The following is an 18,311-nucleotide window of genomic DNA, read 5'->3' as shown; positions in this document are numbered from 1 at the left end:
GCAGATTCGATTCAAAAAATTCGAGAAGCCGTAAAGGAATTCGTCGTGGCAACGCGAGCTAAGAAAACCGCCAAGGGCAAGAAGGCTGCGAAGAAGGCGGCCAAGAAGACTGCCAAGAAAGCCACGAAGAAGGCTGTGAAGGCGCTGACGCGCAAAGCTGCCAAGAAGGTCAAGACGACCAAGAAGGCCACCACCACGAGGAGTGGGAAAAAGGGCGCAGCGAAGCCGGCAAAGAAGGCTGCGAAGAAGCAAGTCATCGCCAAGAAGGCTTCGAAGAAAGCGGCCGCCAAAAAGCCCGCCAAGGCCCCTGCGAAGAAAGCAGCCAAGAAGGCCGCAGCGCCGGCCGTCGTCGCCGCGCCGGCTCCCGTCGTCGCTCCGCCGCAGGCTGCAAAGCCCAAGGTCTCTAAACCCAAGGTCTCTCAACCGAAGGCCCCGCCTGCTCCAAAGCCCGCCGCAGCTCCGCAAGCCGCGACGCCGGTTGCCGCCCCCGCGCGCGACAACGTCTTCTACATCACGACCGCGATCGCCTATCCCAACGGCAGCCCGCATATCGGCCACGCCTATGAGGCGATCGCGACCGACGTGCTGGCGCGTTTTGCGCGGCTCGACGGCAAGGATGTGTTCTTCCTGACCGGCACCGACGAGCACGGTCAAAAAATGGTGCAGACGGCGGCCGGTGAGGGCATGACCGCAGCAGCGCTGGCGACCCGCAATGCCGGCCGTTTCAAGGAGATGGACGAGCGCCTGAACGTGTCGTTCGACCGCTTCATCCGAACCACCGAGGAGCAGCATCACCGTTCCAGCCAGGAGATCTGGCGGCGCATGGAGGCGAACGGCGACATCTATGCCGACACCTATGCCGGCTGGTACTCGGTGCGCGATGAAGCCTATTACGCCGAGGACGAGACGCGCCTGAACGACGACGGCGTCCGGCTCGGACCGCAGGGCACGCCGGTCGATTGGGTCGAGGAGAAGAGCTATTTCTTCCGCCTCTCGCAGTACCAGGACAAGCTGCTGAAGCTCTACGCGGATCACCCTGATTTCATCGGGCCGGACTCCCGCAAGAACGAGGTGGTGAGCTTCGTCAAAGGCGGCCTGCGCGATCTCTCGATCTCGCGCACCACGTTCGACTGGGGCGTGAAGGTGCCCGGCGACGAAGAGCACGTGATGTATGTCTGGGTCGACGCGCTGACCAACTACATCACCGGCGTCGGCTTCCCCGATGAGGGCGACAAGAACTGGCGCTACTGGCCGGCCGATGTGCACATCATCGGCAAGGACATCATCCGTTTCCACGCGGTGTATTGGCCGGCGTTCCTGCTGTCGGCCGGGATTCCGCTGCCGAAGCGGATCTATGCCCACGGCTTCCTGTTCAGCCGGGGCGAGAAGATGTCTAAGTCGGTCGGCAACGTCGTCGATCCCTTCAACCTCGCCGACCAGTACGGCGTCGACCAGGTGCGCTATTTCTTCTTGCGCGAGGTGCCGTTCGGACAGGACGGCAATTACAACCACGAGGCCATCGTGGCGCGCATCAATGCTGACCTCGCCAACGATCTCGGTAACCTTGCGCAGCGTTCGCTGTCGATGATCGCAAAACAGCTCGGCGGCGTGCTGCCCGAGCCCGGCGAGTTCAGCGACAACGATAATGCGATTTTGGCGATGGCCGACGGCATGGTCGCCGCGTCACGCGCGGCCATGGCGACGCAGCAGATCCATCACTGGCTCAACGCCGTCTGGGCCGTCGTTGCTGAGGCCAACCGCTATTTCGCGGGTGAGGCGCCGTGGGCGCTCGCCAAGACCGATCCGGCCAGGCAGAAGACGGTGCTCTACGTCACCGCCGAAGTCGTGCGCCAGATCGCGATCCTGGCGCAGCCCGCGATGCCGACCGCCTCGGGCTTGCTGCTCGACAGCCTCGGCATTCCCGCGACCGAGCGTAGCTTCGCCACGCTCGGCGGCGCGAGGCGGATCGCGCCGGGCTCGACCTTGCCGGCGCCGACGCCGGCATTCCCGCGCTACATCGAGCCGGCAGCCTAGGACGTTCGCGCGATGCTGGTCGATAGCCATTGCCATCTGGATTTTCCGGACTTTGCGGAAGATCTCGACGGGATCGTGTCGCGCGCGCGAGCCGCGGGCATCGGCCGCATGGTGACGATCTCGACGCGGGTGCGGCGACTACAGGGCTTGCTCGCGATCGCCGAACGCTATGACGACGTCTACTGCTCGGTCGGCACTCATCCGCACCACGCGGATGAGGAGGACGGCATCCCGCCGGACGAGTTGGTCGCACTCACGCAACATCCCAAAGTGGTCGCGCTCGGCGAGGCCGGGCTTGACTATTTCTACGACAACGGCTCGCCGGAGGCGCAGGCGAGGGGCTTTCGTGCCCACATCGCCGCCGCCCGCGCGACGGGCCTGCCGCTGGTGATCCACACCCGCGAAGCCGACGAGGACTGCGCCCGCATCCTGGAAGAGGAGGCGGCCAAGGGATCGTTTCGTGCCGTGCTGCATTGCTATACCGGCGGACGCGAGCTGGCGCTGAAGGCGGTGTCGCTCGGGCTCTATATCGGCTTCACGGGCATCCTGACGTTCAAGAAGTCGGAGGCCTTGCGCGCGCTCGCGGCCGAGCTGCCGTCCGATCGGATCCTGGTCGAAACGGATTCGCCCTATCTTGCGCCGGGCAAGTTCCGGGGCAAACGCAACGAACCGGCCTATGTGGTCGAGGTCGCAAAGGTGCTGGCCGAAACGCGCGGCGTATCGTTCGACGAGATCTCGCGCCAGACCAGCGAAAACTTCTTCCGCCTGTTCTCGAAGGTGAAGGCTTGAAACTGGACGCCGCATGACGCTGACGCTGACGATCCTGGGCTGCGGCTCCTCCGCCGGCGTGCCGCGTCCGGCACTCGGCTGGGGCGCCTGCGATCCCAGCAATCCCAAGAACCGTCGTCGCCGCTGCTCTCTGCTGGTCGAGCGGATCTCAGAGCACGGCACCACGCGTATCTTGATCGACACCTCGCCGGATCTGCGCGAGCAATTGCTCTCGACCAACGTCGATCACATCGACGCTGTGTTCCTGACGCACGAGCACGCCGATCAGACGCACGGCATGGACGATCTGCGTTCGGTCGTGATGAAGATGCGCCGCCGTATCCCGACCTATTTGAACCAGTCGACCGCCAAGGACATCCTGTCGCGGTTCTCCTACTGCTTCATCTCGCCGGAGGGCAGCGACTATCCGCCGATCCTGACGCGGCATTCGATCGAAGCGGGCGAGAGCCAGACCATCCTGGGGAAGGGCGGTGCGGTGACGTTGACTGCTTTCCTGGTGCAGCACGGCGCCATTCCTGCGCTCGGCTACCGTATCGGGGACGCCGCCTATACGCCTGACCTCAACGACATTCCGCGCGAGAGCTGGGGCGCGCTGGAAAACCTCGACCTCTGGATCGTCGACGGCCTGCGCTACACCAGCCATGTCAGCCATTTCAGCATCAACGACGCGCTGTCCTGGATCGAGCGCTTCAAGCCGAAGCGCGCCGTCATCACCAACATGACCGCCGACGTCGACTATGAGGTGATCCGGCAATCGCTCCCCGCCGGCGTCGTGCCCGCTTTTGACGGGCTGCGGCTGGAGACGCACTGAACCTGCGGTAGAAATTCCGCCGCAGGCAGGCATAGTCCTTGCTTGCATCGGCTGCATCATGTTGATCTAACGTCTGAAAGACAGGGCGTTGGGCAAGGGCGATATTGAGGCAGGATCGGTGGCGAGCGTTATTGGATCGCCCGATCGCCTCGCGTTGAGGATGGGGATCGCGTGACAGGGGACGACGTAACGACTGGGGGATTGGTGCGCCGCGCTCTGGATCTCCTCTATCTCGGGGCGGGCTACGCCGCTGGCGTCTTCCTGGTTGCGATCTTTGCAATCATGATGACCATGTCGGTCGGGCGCCAATTTGCGATCAACATTCCCGCCGGCGATGATTTCGCGTCCTGGTGCATGGCCGCGATGGCTTTCCTCGGCCTCGCGCACACCTTCAAGCGCGGCGAGATGATCCGTGTCGGCCTGCTGCTGGAACAGCTGCACGGGCGGACCAAGCAGATCGCGGAGATCGTGGCGCTCGGTATTGCCACTGCTTTCGTCCTCTATTTCACGCGCTATGCCGTGCAGATGACCTACGATTCCTGGCGCTTCAATGATGTGGCGCAGGGCGTCGTCGCGCTGCCGCTCTGGATTCCGCAGCTCGGGTTTGCCGGGGGCCTTGCGATCCTGTCGATCGCGCTCGTGGACGAAATGATCAGCGTCGTCAGCGGCAACCGCCCGAGCTACGAGAAGGGCTCGCCGGATGAGACGCCGGACGAGTTCATCGAGCGCATCTCTCAGGGCGGCGGAGGTTGACCATGGCCAATCTCGGCATGATCGAGCTGTCGTTCATCCTGCTCGGCGTCATGATCCTGCTGCTGGGAAGCGGCGTCTGGATCGCGGTCTCGCTCGGGCTCGTCGGCTTCGTGGCGATGGCTCTGACCACCAGCCTGCCGCTCGGCGCCGTGCTCGCCACCACCACCTGGAGCGCCAGCTCGTCGTGGACGCTGGCCGCGTTGCCGCTGTTCATCTGGATGGGCGAGATCCTCTTCCGCACCAAATTGTCGGAGGAAATGTTTCGGGGGTTGTCACCCTGGGTTCAGTGGCTTCCCGGGCGCCTGACCCATGTCAACGTGATCGGCTGCGGCATCTTCGCGGCGGTCTCGGGCTCGTCGGCCGCGACCTGCGCGACGATCGGCAAGATCGCACTGCCGGAGCTCGACAAGCGTGGCTACGACAAGGGCCTGAGCCTCGGCTCACTCGCGGGCGCGGGCACGCTTGGCCTCCTGATTCCGCCCTCGATCCCGATGGTGGTCTATGCGGTCACCGCGAATGTCTCCGTGCTGCAGGTTTTCCTCGGCGGATTCCTGCCGGGCGTGCTCGTGATGGTGCTCTATTCGGGCTACATCATCATTTGGTCGCTGCTCAATCCGAAGAAGGTGCCGCCGCGCGACCCGCCGATGCCGTTCCGACAGAAGCTGCAGGAGTCGGCGAAGCTCGCGCCCTGTCTGCTGTTGATCCTTGCGGTCTTCCTCTCGCTCGTGCTGGGTTTTGCGACCGCCACGGAATGCGCCGCTTGGGGCGTCTCGGGCGCATTGCTGCTGGCGTGGTGGAGCGGCACGCTGACGCGCAAGAACTTCCTCGAGAGCATCATGAGCGCGACGCGCCTGACCTGCATGATCATGCTGATCCTGGCGGGCGCGGCTTACACCACGGCTGCGATGGCCTATACCGGCATTCCGGCGGCGCTCGCCACCTGGGTCCAGGGCCAGCAGCTCACGCCCGGCATGCTCGCGCTGTATCTGAGCATCATGTACATCATTCTGGGCTGCCTGATCGACGGCATCTCGATGATCGTCCTGACCGCCGTCATCGTGCTACCGATGGTCAAGCAGGCCGGGCTCGATCTGGTCTGGTTCGGCGTCTATCTCATCATCCATGTCGAGATGGCGCAGATCACCCCACCGGTCGGATTCAATCTGTTCGTGCTGCAGAACATGAGCGGACGGGATACGTTCACAGTTGCCCGGGCAGCGTTTCCCTTCTTCGTCCTGCTGCTCGCCTCCGTGTTCATCATCACGGAGTATCCGCAGATCGTGATGTTCCTGCCGAAGCTCGCTTTCCCAGACTGAGCGTATTCAAATCGAATGTGAGGAGAAGTCCGATGATGTCTCGTTTATTCTGCGCGTCCTTGATCACGGGCGCGATGGCGATTGCGACCCCCGCCTTGGCCCAAACTAAATGGAATCTGCCGGCGGCGTATCCCGCGGACAATCCTCACTCCGAAAATCTCGTCGCCTTCGCCAAGGACGTCGATGCAGCGACGTCCGGCAAGCTCCAGATCACGGTTCATCCCGGCGCCTCGCTGTTCAAGGCACCGGACATCAAGCGCGCCGTGATGACCGGGCAGGCGCAGATGGGTGAGGTGCTGCTCTCGATCCACGAGAACGAGGATCCGCTTTTCGGCATCGACGTCGTGCCGTTCCTGGCGACCAGCTTCCCGGACGCCATGAAGCTGTATCAGGCCTCCAAGCCCGCGATCGCCAAGAAACTCGACGCGCAGGGTCTCAAGCTGCTGTTCGTCGTGCCGTGGGCGCCGCAGGGCGTCTATGTCAACAAGCCGCTCGCCTCCATCGAAGACATGAAGGGTCTGAAATGGCGGGCCTATAACGTCGGGACCGCACGCATCGGCGAGCTGGTCGGCGCGCAATCGGTCACGATCCAGGCGGCCGAGTTGCCGCAGGCGCTCGCGACGGGCGTCGTGAACTCCTTCATGTCGTCGGGCGGCACGGGCTATGACGCAAAGGCCTGGGAGTCGCTCAAGTACTTCTACGACGTGCAGGCCTGGATTCCGAAGGACTACACCTTCGTCAACAAGGCCGCGTTCGAGGCGCTCGACAAGCCGACCCAGGAGGCCATCCTCAAGGCGGCGGCGACGGCGGAGACCCGCGGCTGGAAGGCCTGGCAGGACAAGAGCACTTGGTACATCGATCAGCTCAAGGCCAAAGGCATGACCGTGGAGCCGCCGAGCCCGGCGCTCAAGGCCGGCTTCCAGAAGATCGGCGAACAGCTCACGACCGACTGGCTCAAGAAGGCAGGGGCCGACGGCCAGGCCGTGGTCGACGCCTACAAGAAGATGTGAGGATGAATGTCTTCCGCCCGCCACGTGCGGGCGGAAGACTCCTGGACGTTGCTCAGGCCGTGATCGCTTTCGCTGATCCGACCTCGTTGCGCAGCAGGAATTTTTGAATCTTGCCCGTGGACGTTTTTGGGATGGGCCCGAACACGACGGCCTTCGGCGTCTTGAAGCCGGACATGTGGCTGCGGCAGAACGCGATGATGTCGGCTTCGCTGGCGCTGGCGCCGTCCTTCAGCTCGACGAAGGCGCAGGGCACTTCACCCCATTTCGGATCGGGCTTGGCCACCACGGCGGCGAACAGCACGGCCGGGTGCTTGTAGAGGATGTCCTCGACCTCGAGGGACGAGATGTTCTCGCCGCCGGAGATGATGATGTCCTTGGAGCGGTCCTTGATGATGACGTAGCCGTGCTCGTCGAGCACGCCGAGATCGCCGGTGTGAAACCAGCCGCCTTCGAAAGCTTCCCTGGTGGCCTTCTCGTTCTTGAGATAGCCCTTCATCACGATGTTGCCGCGGAACATGACCTCACCGATGGTCTCGCCGTCGCGCGGCACCTGCCGCATGGTCTGCGGGTTGATGACGGTGACGCCTTCCTCGAGCGGGTAGGGCACGCCCTGCCGGCGCTTCATGCGCGCGCGCTCAGCCGGCGGCAGCTCGTCCCAGCCGGGCTGCTCGGCGCAGACCGAGGCGGGGCCGTAGACCTCGGTCAGGCCGTACACGTGGGTCAGCTTGATGCCGATGCTTTCGGCGCCTTCCAGCACCGCGACCGGCGGCGCGGCGCCGGCAATCAGGCCGACGACGCGGCGCGCGGCGTTGCCTTTGGGCGCATCGGGCGCGTTGATCAGCGTGTTGTAGACGATCGGCGCGCCGCACATGTGGGTGACGCGGTGGTGCTTGATCAGCTCGAAGATCTTCGTCGGCTCGACCTTGCGCAGGCAGACATTGACGCCTGCGGCAGCAGCGATGGTCCATGGGAAGCACCAGCCGTTGCAGTGGAACATCGGCAGCGTCCAGAGATAGACCGGATGCTGGCCGAGATTGCCGGCGAGGATGTTGCTGACCGCGTTGAGATACGCGCCGCGATGATGAGTGACGACGCCCTTGGGATTGCCTGTCGTGCCCGAGGTGTAGCTCAGCGCGATCGCGTCCCATTCATCGCTCGGCGTGATCGCCGCGAAATCCGGATCGCCTTGCGCGACCGCTGCCTCATATTCGATCTCGCCGATGCGGCTGCCACCCTTGAACGATGCATCGTCAACATCGACCACCAAAGGCTTCGCGCCCTTCATCTGCGCCAGCGCATCGGTGATCACGCTCGAAAACTCGGGGTCGACCAGGATGATCTTGGCGCCGCCATGGTCGAGCTGAAACGCGATCGAGGGCGCATCGAGACGGATGTTCAGCGCGTTGAGCACGGCGCCGGTCATGGGCACGGCGAAATGCGCCTCGTTCATCGCCGGGATGTTCGGCAGCATTGCAGCGACGGTGTCGCCGACGCCGATGCCCTTGCGTGCGAGCCAGGACGCAAGACGCTTGCAGCGCTCATGGGTCTCAGCCCACGTGAAGCTGCGTCCCTCATAGACCGTGCTGACATGATCGGGATAGACGGCGGCGCTGCGCGCGAGGAAGCTTAAGGGGCTCAGTGGCACGTAGTTGGCCGGATTCTTGTCGAGGCCAATATTGTACTGGTTCTGTCGCTCACTCATCGACACACTCCTCAAACCTCAAAGAAATCCGATCGAGATCCACGGGAAGACCGCGACGATGATCAATCCCACCAGCAGCGCCAGCAGATAGCCCCAGATCGGCCGGATGCCCTCTGCGGGATCGACGCGTCCGATGGCGCAGGCGGCATAATAGCCGACGCCGAATGGCGGGGCGAATAATCCGATACCCATGGCGAGAATGATCACCATGGCGTAGTGCACCTCGTGCACGCCGACGGCCCGGGCGATCGGAAACAGCAGCGGCCCGAACAGCACGATCGCCGGGATGCCTTCCAGCACGCTGCCAAGGATCGTGAAGGCCAGGATCGACACTGCGATGAAGGTCGCAGCTCCCCCGGGCAATCCGGTCATGGCCGCCGCCAGCGAGCGCGAGAAGCCGGATTGGGTCAAGCCCCAGGCCATGCCGGTCGCCGTGCCGATGATCAGGAGGATCGCGCCCGACAGCGCCGCGGTCTCGACCAGCATCGGAAACAGCCGCCGCCAGTCGAAGCGGCGATAGACGAGGAGGCCGACCAGGGCGCCATAAACGATGCCGATGGTGGAGACCTCGGTCGCGGTGGCGATGCCCTCGACCACGGCGTAGCGGATCACGAAGGGCAGTGCGAGCGCGGGCAGGGCGACGATGAAGGTCTTGCCGATCTCACCGCCCCTGGCGCGACGGACGTGGCTCATGTCCTCGTGGCGGTAGCGCCACCACACCAGCATGCAGAGCGTGATCGCGAGCACGACGCCGGGCAAAAGGCCGCCGGTGAACAGGGCGGCGATCGACACGCCGGTGACCGAGCCGATCGTGATCAGCACCAGGCTCGGCGGAATGGTCTCGGTCTGAGCGCCGGTCGCCGCCAGCAGCGCGACGAGATCGCCGGGCTTGGCGCCGCGCTGCTTCATCTCTGGAAACAGCACCGGCGCCACGGCGGCCATGTCGGCTGCCTTGGCGCCTGATATGCCGGAGACCAAGTACATCGCGCCGACCAGCACGTAGTGCAGTCCGCCGCGGACATGGCCGAGCAGGCTCGCCAGGAACGCCACCATGGCCCGCGCCATGCCGGTCATTTCAATCAAGAGGCCCAGGAACACGAACAGCGGCACCGAAAGCAGGATGAGGTGGCTCATGCCCTCGTCCATCCGTCCGACCAGCACCATCACGGGCGTGCGCGTGGTCAGTGCAAGATAGCCGAAGATCGCAAGGCCAAAGCCGAACGCAATGGGAACGCCGGCGAAGACGCAGAAGCCGGCGACGCCGACGAAGAAGATGACGAGGTTGAGATTGCCGAGCGGCCGCAGCAACGGCTCTGCCAGCCAGAACAGGCCGACCAGGACGGCAACCGACAGCACCGCGGCCGCGACCATCCGGTAATCCGGCGCGCGCAGCAGCCGCAGCAAGGCAAAGGCGGCCATCAAGCCGATGCCGGCCGGCAGCGCGGCGGCGCGCCACATGTTGGAGATCTGCAGCGCCGGCGTCGTGATGTAGCTTTCCTCATAGGCGTAGTCGCAGGACGGCCAGACGATCAGCGCCAGGAACGCCAGCGCCGCGGAGGTCGCGACCAGATCGAGATAGGCCCGCATCGCCGGACCGGCGCTGGCGACCACCGCGGTCATGCGCATGTGCTCGGAGCGGCGGAACGCAACCGCCGCGCCCAGCATGGCCAGCCACAGGAACAGGATCGAGGCAAGCTCGTCCGACCAGATCAGCGGCCGGTGCAGGCCGTAGCGCGCGACCACGCCGGCAAACAGGATCACGATCTCGGCGACGACCAGGATCGCCGCCGGGATCTCGACGACGAGACCGAGCACGCGCTCGAGCGAAGTCAGCAACGAAGATCGGCGAGGGGACTGAACAGCCACCTCGCCCGCCACTTCGATCACATCGATCTCGACATGAGCCATGATGGCCCCGACGCGTTACGACAGCTTGCCGACGGCCTTTTCCAGGAGGTCCCACGCCTGGTCGCCATACTTGCCCTTCCACTCCGCATAGAAGCCGGCGGTGCGCAGCTTGTCGCGGAACGGCGCCACCGCCGGCTGATTGAAGGTCAGGCCCTTGGTCGCGAGCTCCTGCTGCAAATTGGCATTGAGCTTGGCGGTATCGGCGCGCTCGTTGATCGCGGCGGCGTTGATGTGCTTGGCAACGACCGTGCGGACGTCCTGCGGCAGCTTTTCCCAGGCACGGCGGTTGGCCAGGAACCAGAAGCCGTCCCACATGTGGTTGGTCAGCGAGCAGTACTTCTGCACCTCGTAGAGCTTTGCGGTCGAGATGATCGCCAGCGGGTTCTCCTGGCCTTCGACGATCTTGGTCTGCAGCGCCGAATAGACCTCGCTGAAATTGATCGAGGCGGGTGCCGCGTCGAACGCCTTGAACATCGAGGTCCACAGCGGCGACACCGGCACGCGGATCTTGAAGCCCTTGAGGTCGTCGGGACCGGTGATCGGCTTGCTCGACGACGTGGTCTGGCGGAAGCCGTTGTCCCAGATCTTGTCCATGACCTCGAGGCCGGCCTTCTTGATCTCGCCGCGGACATGGGCGCCGAGATCGCCGTCCATGGCCTTCCAGACCGTGTCGTAGTCCGGGAACGCGAAGCCGATGCCGTTGATGGAGGCCGCCGGCACCAGGGTCGACAGGATCAGGCCCGACAGCGTGAAGAACTCGACGCCGCCGGAGCGAATCTGGCTCAGCATGTCGGTATCGGACCCGAGCTGGTTGTTCGGGAAGATCTGGAGGTCGAACTTGCCGTTCGTCTCGGTCTTGATCGCCGCGGCCATCTCCTTGGCGCGGACGTTCAGCGGATGGGTGTCCGGCAGGTTATTGGCGTATTTGTAGGTGAACTCGGCGCTCTGGGCGCGGGCCACATGGGGCGCACTGAGGCCGCCCAGGACCGCGGTCGCGGCGGAGGCCTTGAGAAGCGTGCGTCGGGAAAAGCGCGTCGAAAAGACCATGGGTCTGCTTCCTCGGAAGGTTTGTTGTTGTTCTGAGACGCAAACCTATACGGACGGAAGGTCAGAAGGTCATCTGCGATCTCGCGGAAGCCTCGCTTATTGCAGCCGGACAACGTCACGGCAATATCGGCTTTCGGAGACATCGGCCGGATTCGAAATCTGAAAACAACCCCATGCACAGTAGCCGTCAAGAGCTGAGGTGACAGGCGTAGCGCAGATCGAAAATCGGACTGGGGCGAAGGTGCGATGGCAGGAATTTCGCCTAAATAACTGATCTGATTGTATATAAATATATTCCATAATATACCTTATGCGAATCACGTATTGCTGCATGCCTAGAAGCCCCTTGCACCAGGATCCGTCCCGGGACTGGTCGGTCGCCACGTTGGCGAAGGCCGCCGGCGGACCCCTATCGGTATTCGCGCAGCGTAGGTGAAGAGACGCGCCTGGCTTGTGATCGGATCGAACGCCTTGCTTCCCGGTGCGGATTTGTACGATGCATGTCCGTGCGGTCACCCGGACGATGAGCTGTTCCTCATCGCGGAGACTACGCGATTACTGCGCGCGATGAGGAAGACGGACTGACACGCTGAGGCGCGCTGACTGCCGGGACGCTTCCCTGCGATAGGCAGTTTCCGGCAAAGCGCGAAATATTTGGCAGCCCCTTTGCGTCGCTCAAGACACGTCGCCTGCCCGCCCTCAAGGGAAGAATTGCCGCCCTGCTCCCGACACCTATACCGCGGTGCTTTCGGGTAGAGGGCTAGGCCAGCATATCCGTGATGAAGTCGGATTCGGGCAAGAGACAGCGAATGCCATCGTCGGCGAACTGCAGCGCCGCAAGTACAGAATTAGGAGCGACTAGACTGCGTGCCCTACGAGCGCGCCGATACCAGCGCTGGCGGCCATCGCGATGGCCCCCCAAAACGTGACTCGTAACGTTGGCTTCATCATGCCTGCGCCCCCAATGCGAGCGCTGAGAGCACCGAGCAGCGCCAGGCAAAATAGAGATCCAGCAGACACGATCAGGGATGTTGAACCTGAGGGCGCGAGCAGCACGATGCCGATCGGCAAAGCTGCGCCGACCGAAAAAGTCAGAGCAGAGGTCAATGCAGCCTGCACCGGTTGGGCGACTACATGGGCCGACAGCCCCAACTCATCTCTTGCATGCGCAGCGAATGCATCCTTCGCTGTCAATTGTTCAGCAACTTGGCGGGCCAGGGCGACCTCGACACCGCGATCAACATAGATTTTGGTCAGTTCGTCTAGCTCGGATTCGGGTGTATCAGCGAGTTCCTTGCGCTCTCGGGCCAGATCCGCCTGTTCGGTATCGGCCTGAGAGCTGACCGAGACATATTCGCCGGCGGCCATCGACATCGCTCCGGCGACAAGCCCTGCGACCCCTGCCACCAGTACTTCGCCGGAGGAATTAGCGGCCGCAGCGACGCCTACAACCAGACTAGCAGTCGAAATGATGCCGTCATTCGCACCCAGCACGGCAGCACGCAGCCAGCCGATACGCTCGATGAGATGCGTTTCACGATGAGTCGGATGCATGGCCGGCTTTCCCAATGGATAAGATTGCAAGCTGGACGGTTACCGCAAGCGCGTCACTCGGCCGCAAGCGATCGCAGCCAGGCCAGTCTTGAGATCGCGCGCTCGGCCAGGTGCTGCAGGCCTTCCAGATGGGCTGCGTCGCTCGACCGCTCGGCGCCGTCGAGGTAGCCGTCGACGAGCGCTTCGGCGATCTCCAATGGGCCCTTGCGTTCCATGGACGCGGGAAAGCTGCCGAAGCCGGCGGCGGCGGCGGCGGCGGCCATCTCGATCGACTGTTGACGCAAATCCCTGATCCGGACCGCGGCTGGCTCGTTCAGACGCGGTTCCATGTCGTCGAGCTGGGCAACGAGGCGCAGCTCAAGCCGCTGTGCATCGACATGCGACGACCCAGGCGCTGATGCCGCTACGGCACTGATCCGGTCGTGCTCGTGATGGTAAGCGCGCCGCCTCTCCCTCCGTAGCGTGGCCACGTGGCCGAGCTCCTCCTTGGCCATCGCCTCGGACGCCTTCTTGACCTCCGGATCATGCGAGTAGGCTGCCAGATATGACCAGAAGGCGAAGGCCCGCTCCTCGTTGCGGACCGCCATGGCGAGTGCGCGGTACGGCGTCATCAACCGTGAGGTCTTGATCTCGGCGGCAGCGTCCGGGGCGAGCGCGTCCGGAGCCTCCCAGCGCACCATGGCGGGATCCGGGCGCTTGCCTCGGCGCGATTGCGACCACTGCGTCACACTGTCCACATGCTCGCGCTCGGCGGCGGCGAGCCGGGTGAACACCTCCGCCAGATCATCCTTGCCCTGCCCGCGCATCTCTTCGGCGAGAGAATCGTACTTGCTGGCCGCTTCCTGCTCCATTGCATGCGCTAGCGCAAAGAGCTCGTCGAGCGACTCCAATACTCCGGCGGGCTCAGCACTGAGCAATGACGTGCGTAGGAATGGCATACCGAGGACTCCACATGCAGATTTCTGATCCCGTTCCGCGCGAACATCTCATGAGCGGGCTTGACAGAGTCAGTCGTACAAGATGAGCTTTGCACGTCAGCGGCGACAAATCATCGACGAAGATTATCAAGGCAAGCGTGGCCCGGTTGGTCGCGCAGATGGCATTTGAATCGACATGTCGAAGCGGCCGAATGATTATATCGCCTTCGCAAGGCGTGCAGCGCTAGCGCTCGCGGGCTTGCTGCTGATGTGTCTGACATATATTTCACCTGCCTCCGCCGCCGGTGATCTGCAGACATACTTGCCGAAAATCCCGCCTGCGGAGTTTTTCCCGGGAGCCGACCGTTTCGGGGCGCCGCAGGGCGATCCGCCGATTGTACCAGTGTACCGCGGCGACCAGCTGCAGGGATTTGTCTTCCTCAACTCCGATCTCGCGAATTCCGTCGGCTACTCGGGCAAGCCGATCCACCTGCTCGCTGGGATCGACCCGAAAGGCGTGATCACCGGCATCAAGCTGGTCGATCACAAGGAGCCGATCGTGCTGGTCGGCATTCCGGAAGCGCGCATCGTCGCGGCCGTGAACGGCCTGATCGGCAAGGACATGAAGCCTGTCGCATCTGGCGCGGAGAAGCCGCCGCAGGTCGACATCGTGAGCGGCGCGACGGTCACCGTGCTGGTGATGGGCGACAGCATCGTCCGCGCGGCGTCCAAGCTGATCCGAAGCGGCCGCGTCGGCGGCGGAGACGGCGCTGCGGCTTCGGCAGCCCTGCCCCCTGTGATCAAGACGCTCGATCTCCAAAACAGCGAAATGCGCGACTGGGAGAGCCTCGCCGGCGACGGTTCGATACGCCGTCTTCATCTCGGCATCGGCGACATCAACGAAGCCTTTGCAAAGTCCGGCAGTGCGGCGGCGGCGCAGTACCCCGAACCAGGTGAAGCCAGCGACACCTTCATCGACCTCTACGTGGCGCTCGTGAGCGTGCCCACGATCGGCCGCAGCCTGCTCGGCGACGACGGCTATCGACGGCTGAAGGACAGCTTGAAGCCCGGGCAGCAGGCGATCATCGTCGCCGGCAACGGTCCCTACTCCTTCAAAGGTTCGGCTTATGTCCGCGGCGGCATCTTCGATCGCATCGAGATCCTGCAGGAAGGCAACAGCACCCGCTTCCGCGATCGCAACCATACCCGCCTTGGTGCACTGGAGGCGGCCGGCGCGCCCGAGTTCAAAGAAATTGGACTGTTCGTTACCCCGCCTGAGTTCACCCTGGACCCGACGCAGCCGTGGCAGATTCAGCTGCTGGTGCAGAGAAGCCTCGGCGGCCGCGACAAGGCATTCCTGACCTTCGATCTCGGCTACGCCCTGCCCGACGGCTACATAAGGCGCGAGCAGCGTGCGGTGACGGTACCGGAGAACGCCGCGTCTCCGGCCTCTCAGGCAAAGGCTGCGACTGCTCCCCCGGCCGAGGCTGACGAGCCGCTTTGGGTGCGGATCTGGCGGTCGAGCACGGTTTCAATCGGAATCACCGCGTTCATGCTGATCGCCCTCACCGGCATCTTCTTCTTCCAGAACCTGCTGGTGCGCCGCCCGGTGTTCTACACCTGGGTACGACGAGGCTATCTCGCTTTCGTCCTGGTCTGGCTAGGCTGGTACGCCAACGCGCAGCTGTCCGTCGTCAACGTCGTCACCTTCAGCAATGCGCTGGTGACCGGCTTCCGCTGGGAATTCTTCCTCGCCGCTCCCCTGATCTTCATCCTGTGGGCCGCGACGGCCGGCGGGCTTCTGTTCTGGGGCCGCGGCCCGTTCTGCGGCTGGCTGTGTCCCTTCGGCGCGCTCCAGGAGCTCACCAACACGGCCGCGAAATGGCTGAAGGTGCCGCAAATCACCGTGCCGTGGGGACTCCACGAGCGGCTGTGGCCGATCAAGTACATCATCTTCCTCGGACTGTTCGGCCTGTCGCTCTATTCGGTCGACATGGCCGAGCGCTTCGCCGAGATCGAACCGTTCAAGACCGCGATCATCCTGAAGTTTTCGCGCAGCTGGCCGTTCGTGGCCTATGCCGTCGCCCTGCTCGTCATCGGCCTCTTCATCGAACGCTTCTTCTGCCGCTACCTCTGTCCGCTCGGTGCCGCGCTCGCAATTCCCGGCCGCATGAGGACATTCGAATGGCTGCGTCGCTGGGAAGAATGCGGCTCGCCCTGTCAGCGCTGCGCCAAGGAATGCCCGGTGCAATCGATCCATCCCGAGGGTCACATCAACGTCAATGAGTGTATCTACTGCATGCACTGTCAGGAACTCTATTACGACGACCACCGCTGCCCGCACATGATCCAGGTGCGGCTCAAGCGCGAGAAGTTCGCGGCCATGTCTTCGCCCACGATGCGATCGGGCGGCAAGGGTCCTGCGACCGTCATCACCGCCGGCGGCAAGACTGTCGGCGCGTCACCCGCCATCTCTCCACCACCGAACTGAACCGAAAGCCGAGGAGGCAATCATGAGCGAGAACGAACAGGCAAAGGGCGTCAGCCGACGAACAGTGCTGGGAACGACGGCGGCTGCGGCGGGCGTGGGCCTTGCCGGCGGAGTCGCACTGAAGGACGGCGGCTTCGTCTCCTCCGCGGACGCGCAGACCAAGAATGCCGCGCCGAAAGCGCCGGCGGCGAGGCCGGCCGTGCAGAAGACCGAGGTCGCGCCCGGCGAGCTCGACGAATATTACGTGTTCTTCTCGAGCGGCCAGTCCGGCGAGATGCGCATCATCGGCCTTCCCTCGATGCGCGAGCTGATGCGCGTCCCGGTGTTCAACCGTTGCAGCGCGACCGGCTGGGGCCAGACCAACGAGAGCATCAAGATCCTGACCGAGGGGCTGCAGCCCGCGACCCGCGAATTCCTGAAGAATCGCGGCGGCACGTTCCTGAACGGCGATCTCCACCACCCGCATATCTCCTTTACGGACGGCACTTACGACGGTCGCTATGCCTTCATGAACGACAAGGCCAACAGCCGCGTCGCGCGCGTGCGGCTCGACATCATGAAATGCGACAAGATCGTCGAACTGCCGAACCAGCACACGGTCCACGGCCTGCGTGTGCAGAAATATCCGCGCACCGGCTATGTGTTCGCGAACGGCGAGGATGGCGTGCCGCTGCCCAACGACGGCAAGGTCCTCGACGATCCCAAGCAGTATCACTCCATCTTCAGCGCGATCGACGGCGATACGATGAAGGTGGCCTGGCAGGTGATCGTCAGCGGCAACCTCGACAACGTCGACGCCGACTACCAGGGCAAGTACTGCTTCGCGACCTGCTACAACGGAGAGGAAGGTGTCACTCTCGCGGAGATGACCGCCAGCGAACAGGACTGGGTCGTCATCTTCAACATCAAGCGGATCGAAGAAGCCGTGAAGAAGGGCGACTTCAAGGAAATGAACGGCGTGCCCGTCATCGACGGCCGCAAGGGTTCGGCCTACACCCGCTACGTGCCGGTCTCGAACAATCCGCATGGCATGAACACCGCGCCGGACGGCATTCACATCGTGGCGGCCGGAAAACTCTCGCCGACCGTGACCGTGATGGACGTCCGCAAGTTCGACGATCTGTTCGACGACAAGATCAAGCCGCGCGACGTCGTCGTCGCCGAGCCCGAACTGGGCCTTGGCCCGTTGCACACCGCCTATGACGGCAAGGGCAACGCCTACACCACCCTCTTCCTCGACAGCCAGGTCTGTAAATGGAACATCGACCTCGCCAAGCGGGCCTTCAAGGGTGAGAAGGTCAATCCCATTCTCCAGAAGCTCGACGTGCACTATCAGCCGGGTCACAACCATACCTCGATGGGACAGACCAAGGAGGCCGATGGAAAGTGGCTCATCTCGCTGAACAAGTTCTCGAAGGACCGCTTCCTGAACGTCGGGCCGCTCAAGCCCGAGAACGATCAGCTGATCGACATTTCCGGCGATCAGATGAAGCTGGTGCATGACGGTCCGAGCTTTGCCGAGCCGCATGACGCAACCATCGTCCACCGCTCCAAGATCAACCCAATCTCGATCTATGACCGGGCGGATCCGATGTTTGCCGATGCGGTCAAGCAGGCCAAGGCCGACGGCATCAATCTCGAGGCGGATTCGAAGATCATTCGCGACGGCAACAAGGTGCGCGTCTACATGACGTCCACCGCCCCCGCCTTTGGCCTCGAACAATTCCAGGTCAAGCAGGGTGACGAGGTCACCGTCTTCGTCACCAATATCGACGCCGTGGAAGATTTGACCCACGGCTTCTGCGTCGTGAACTACGGCGTCCAGATGGAGATCGGGCCGATGGCGACGGCGTCCGTGACCTTCACGGCCGACAGGGCGGGCGTCTACTGGTACTACTGCTCCTGGTTCTGCCATGCCATGCACATGGAGATGAAGGGCCGGATGTTCGTCGAACCGAAATCGGTCTGATCGGAGCGAC

At 63.5% G+C, this 18,311-nt stretch carries 13 protein-coding genes; 8 read left to right on the top strand and 5 right to left on the bottom strand.

Features of this window, described 5'->3' with window-relative positions; all coding sequences use genetic code 11:
- Positions 1-45 precede the first annotated feature (45 nt).
- The 6 genes from metG (at position 46) to SE92_RS03605 (ending at position 6,713) form a co-directional block, all read left to right on the top strand.
- Positions 46-2,034, top strand: a complete 1,989-nt coding sequence (metG, locus tag SE92_RS03630; protein ID WP_084251747.1) for a methionine--tRNA ligase — start codon at positions 46-48, stop codon at positions 2,032-2,034.
- A 12-nt stretch (positions 2,035-2,046) separates the two neighbouring features.
- Positions 2,047-2,823 (top strand): TatD family hydrolase, encoded by a 777-nt coding sequence (locus SE92_RS03625; protein WP_063194506.1) that lies wholly within the window; start codon positions 2,047-2,049, stop codon positions 2,821-2,823.
- A gap of 13 nt (positions 2,824-2,836) precedes the next feature.
- On the top strand, positions 2,837-3,634 hold the full coding sequence (locus SE92_RS03620; RefSeq protein WP_063194505.1) for an MBL fold metallo-hydrolase: 798 nt from the start codon (positions 2,837-2,839) through the stop codon (positions 3,632-3,634).
- Between the two features lie 171 nt (positions 3,635-3,805).
- On the top strand, positions 3,806-4,387 hold the full coding sequence (locus SE92_RS03615; RefSeq protein WP_063194504.1) for a TRAP transporter small permease: 582 nt from the start codon (positions 3,806-3,808) through the stop codon (positions 4,385-4,387).
- Positions 4,388-4,389: 2 nt separating this feature from the next.
- Positions 4,390-5,703 carry a TRAP transporter large permease gene (locus SE92_RS03610; protein ID WP_063194503.1) on the top strand — a complete coding sequence of 438 codons (1,314 nt, stop codon included), beginning with the start codon at positions 4,390-4,392 and terminating at the stop codon, positions 5,701-5,703.
- Positions 5,704-5,735: 32 nt separating this feature from the next.
- Positions 5,736-6,713 (top strand): TRAP transporter substrate-binding protein, encoded by a 978-nt coding sequence (locus tag SE92_RS03605; RefSeq protein WP_063194502.1) that lies wholly within the window; start codon positions 5,736-5,738, stop codon positions 6,711-6,713.
- A gap of 52 nt (positions 6,714-6,765) precedes the next feature.
- Here the strand turns inward: SE92_RS03605 and SE92_RS03600 are convergent, their stop codons facing one another.
- The 5 genes from SE92_RS03600 to SE92_RS03580 all read right to left on the bottom strand — a co-directional run bounded on the left by SE92_RS03600 (position 6,766) and on the right by SE92_RS03580 (position 13,862).
- The gene (locus SE92_RS03600) at positions 6,766-8,415 is read right to left on the bottom strand and encodes an acyl-CoA synthetase (protein WP_063194501.1); all 1,650 of its coding nucleotides are present in this window, start codon (positions 8,413-8,415) and stop codon (positions 6,766-6,768) included.
- Positions 8,416-8,433: 18 nt separating this feature from the next.
- Positions 8,434-10,323, bottom strand: coding sequence for a TRAP transporter large permease (locus SE92_RS03595; protein ID WP_063194500.1), 1,890 nt, complete (start codon positions 10,321-10,323; stop codon positions 8,434-8,436).
- Positions 10,324-10,338: 15 nt separating this feature from the next.
- Entirely contained in the window at positions 10,339-11,370 is a 1,032-nt protein-coding gene (locus SE92_RS03590; protein ID WP_063194499.1) for a TRAP transporter substrate-binding protein, read from the bottom strand.
- 858 nt (positions 11,371-12,228) lie between these two features.
- The gene (locus SE92_RS03585; RefSeq protein WP_063194498.1) at positions 12,229-12,924 is read right to left on the bottom strand and encodes a VIT1/CCC1 transporter family protein; all 696 of its coding nucleotides are present in this window, start codon (positions 12,922-12,924) and stop codon (positions 12,229-12,231) included.
- A 53-nt stretch (positions 12,925-12,977) separates the two neighbouring features.
- Positions 12,978-13,862: a ferritin-like domain-containing protein gene (locus SE92_RS03580; protein WP_063194497.1), complete on the bottom strand. Its 885-nt coding sequence runs from the start codon at positions 13,860-13,862 to the stop codon at positions 12,978-12,980.
- A gap of 247 nt (positions 13,863-14,109) precedes the next feature.
- Here SE92_RS03580 and SE92_RS03575 point away from each other — a divergent pair, with 247 nt between their 5' ends.
- Together SE92_RS03575 and nosZ are read left to right on the top strand one after the other, a co-directional pair.
- Positions 14,110-16,332, top strand: a complete 2,223-nt coding sequence (locus SE92_RS03575; protein ID WP_245324800.1) for a NosR/NirI family protein — start codon at positions 14,110-14,112, stop codon at positions 16,330-16,332.
- A gap of 22 nt (positions 16,333-16,354) precedes the next feature.
- On the top strand, positions 16,355-18,301 hold the full coding sequence (gene nosZ, locus SE92_RS03570) for a TAT-dependent nitrous-oxide reductase (RefSeq protein WP_063194495.1): 1,947 nt from the start codon (positions 16,355-16,357) through the stop codon (positions 18,299-18,301).
- Positions 18,302-18,311 lie beyond the last annotated feature (10 nt).

The organism is Bradyrhizobium sp. AT1 (assembly GCF_001590795.1).
Taxonomy (GTDB): domain Bacteria; phylum Pseudomonadota; class Alphaproteobacteria; order Rhizobiales; family Xanthobacteraceae; genus Bradyrhizobium.
Note: the sequence above shows the minus strand (reverse complement) of the source record. Positions and strands in the feature narration are given on the sequence as shown.

Coding starts and splice junctions, on each gene's coding strand:
- SE92_RS03585 (WP_063194498.1), bottom strand. CDS start 12,924: ATGCATCCGACTCATCGTGAAACGCATCTCATCGAGCGTATCGGCTGG.
- SE92_RS03575 (WP_245324800.1), top strand. CDS start 14,110: ATGTGTCTGACATATATTTCACCTGCCTCCGCCGCCGGTGATCTGCAG.
- SE92_RS03620 (WP_063194505.1), top strand. CDS start 2,837: ATGACGCTGACGCTGACGATCCTGGGCTGCGGCTCCTCCGCCGGCGTG.
- SE92_RS03580 (WP_063194497.1), bottom strand. CDS start 13,862: ATGCCATTCCTACGCACGTCATTGCTCAGTGCTGAGCCCGCCGGAGTA.
- SE92_RS03625 (WP_063194506.1), top strand. CDS start 2,047: ATGCTGGTCGATAGCCATTGCCATCTGGATTTTCCGGACTTTGCGGAA.
- SE92_RS03600 (WP_063194501.1), bottom strand. CDS start 8,415: ATGAGTGAGCGACAGAACCAGTACAATATTGGCCTCGACAAGAATCCG.
- SE92_RS03595 (WP_063194500.1), bottom strand. CDS start 10,323: ATGGCTCATGTCGAGATCGATGTGATCGAAGTGGCGGGCGAGGTGGCT.
- SE92_RS03605 (WP_063194502.1), top strand. CDS start 5,736: ATGATGTCTCGTTTATTCTGCGCGTCCTTGATCACGGGCGCGATGGCG.
- nosZ (WP_063194495.1), top strand. CDS start 16,355: ATGAGCGAGAACGAACAGGCAAAGGGCGTCAGCCGACGAACAGTGCTG.
- SE92_RS03610 (WP_063194503.1), top strand. CDS start 4,390: ATGGCCAATCTCGGCATGATCGAGCTGTCGTTCATCCTGCTCGGCGTC.
- SE92_RS03590 (WP_063194499.1), bottom strand. CDS start 11,370: ATGGTCTTTTCGACGCGCTTTTCCCGACGCACGCTTCTCAAGGCCTCC.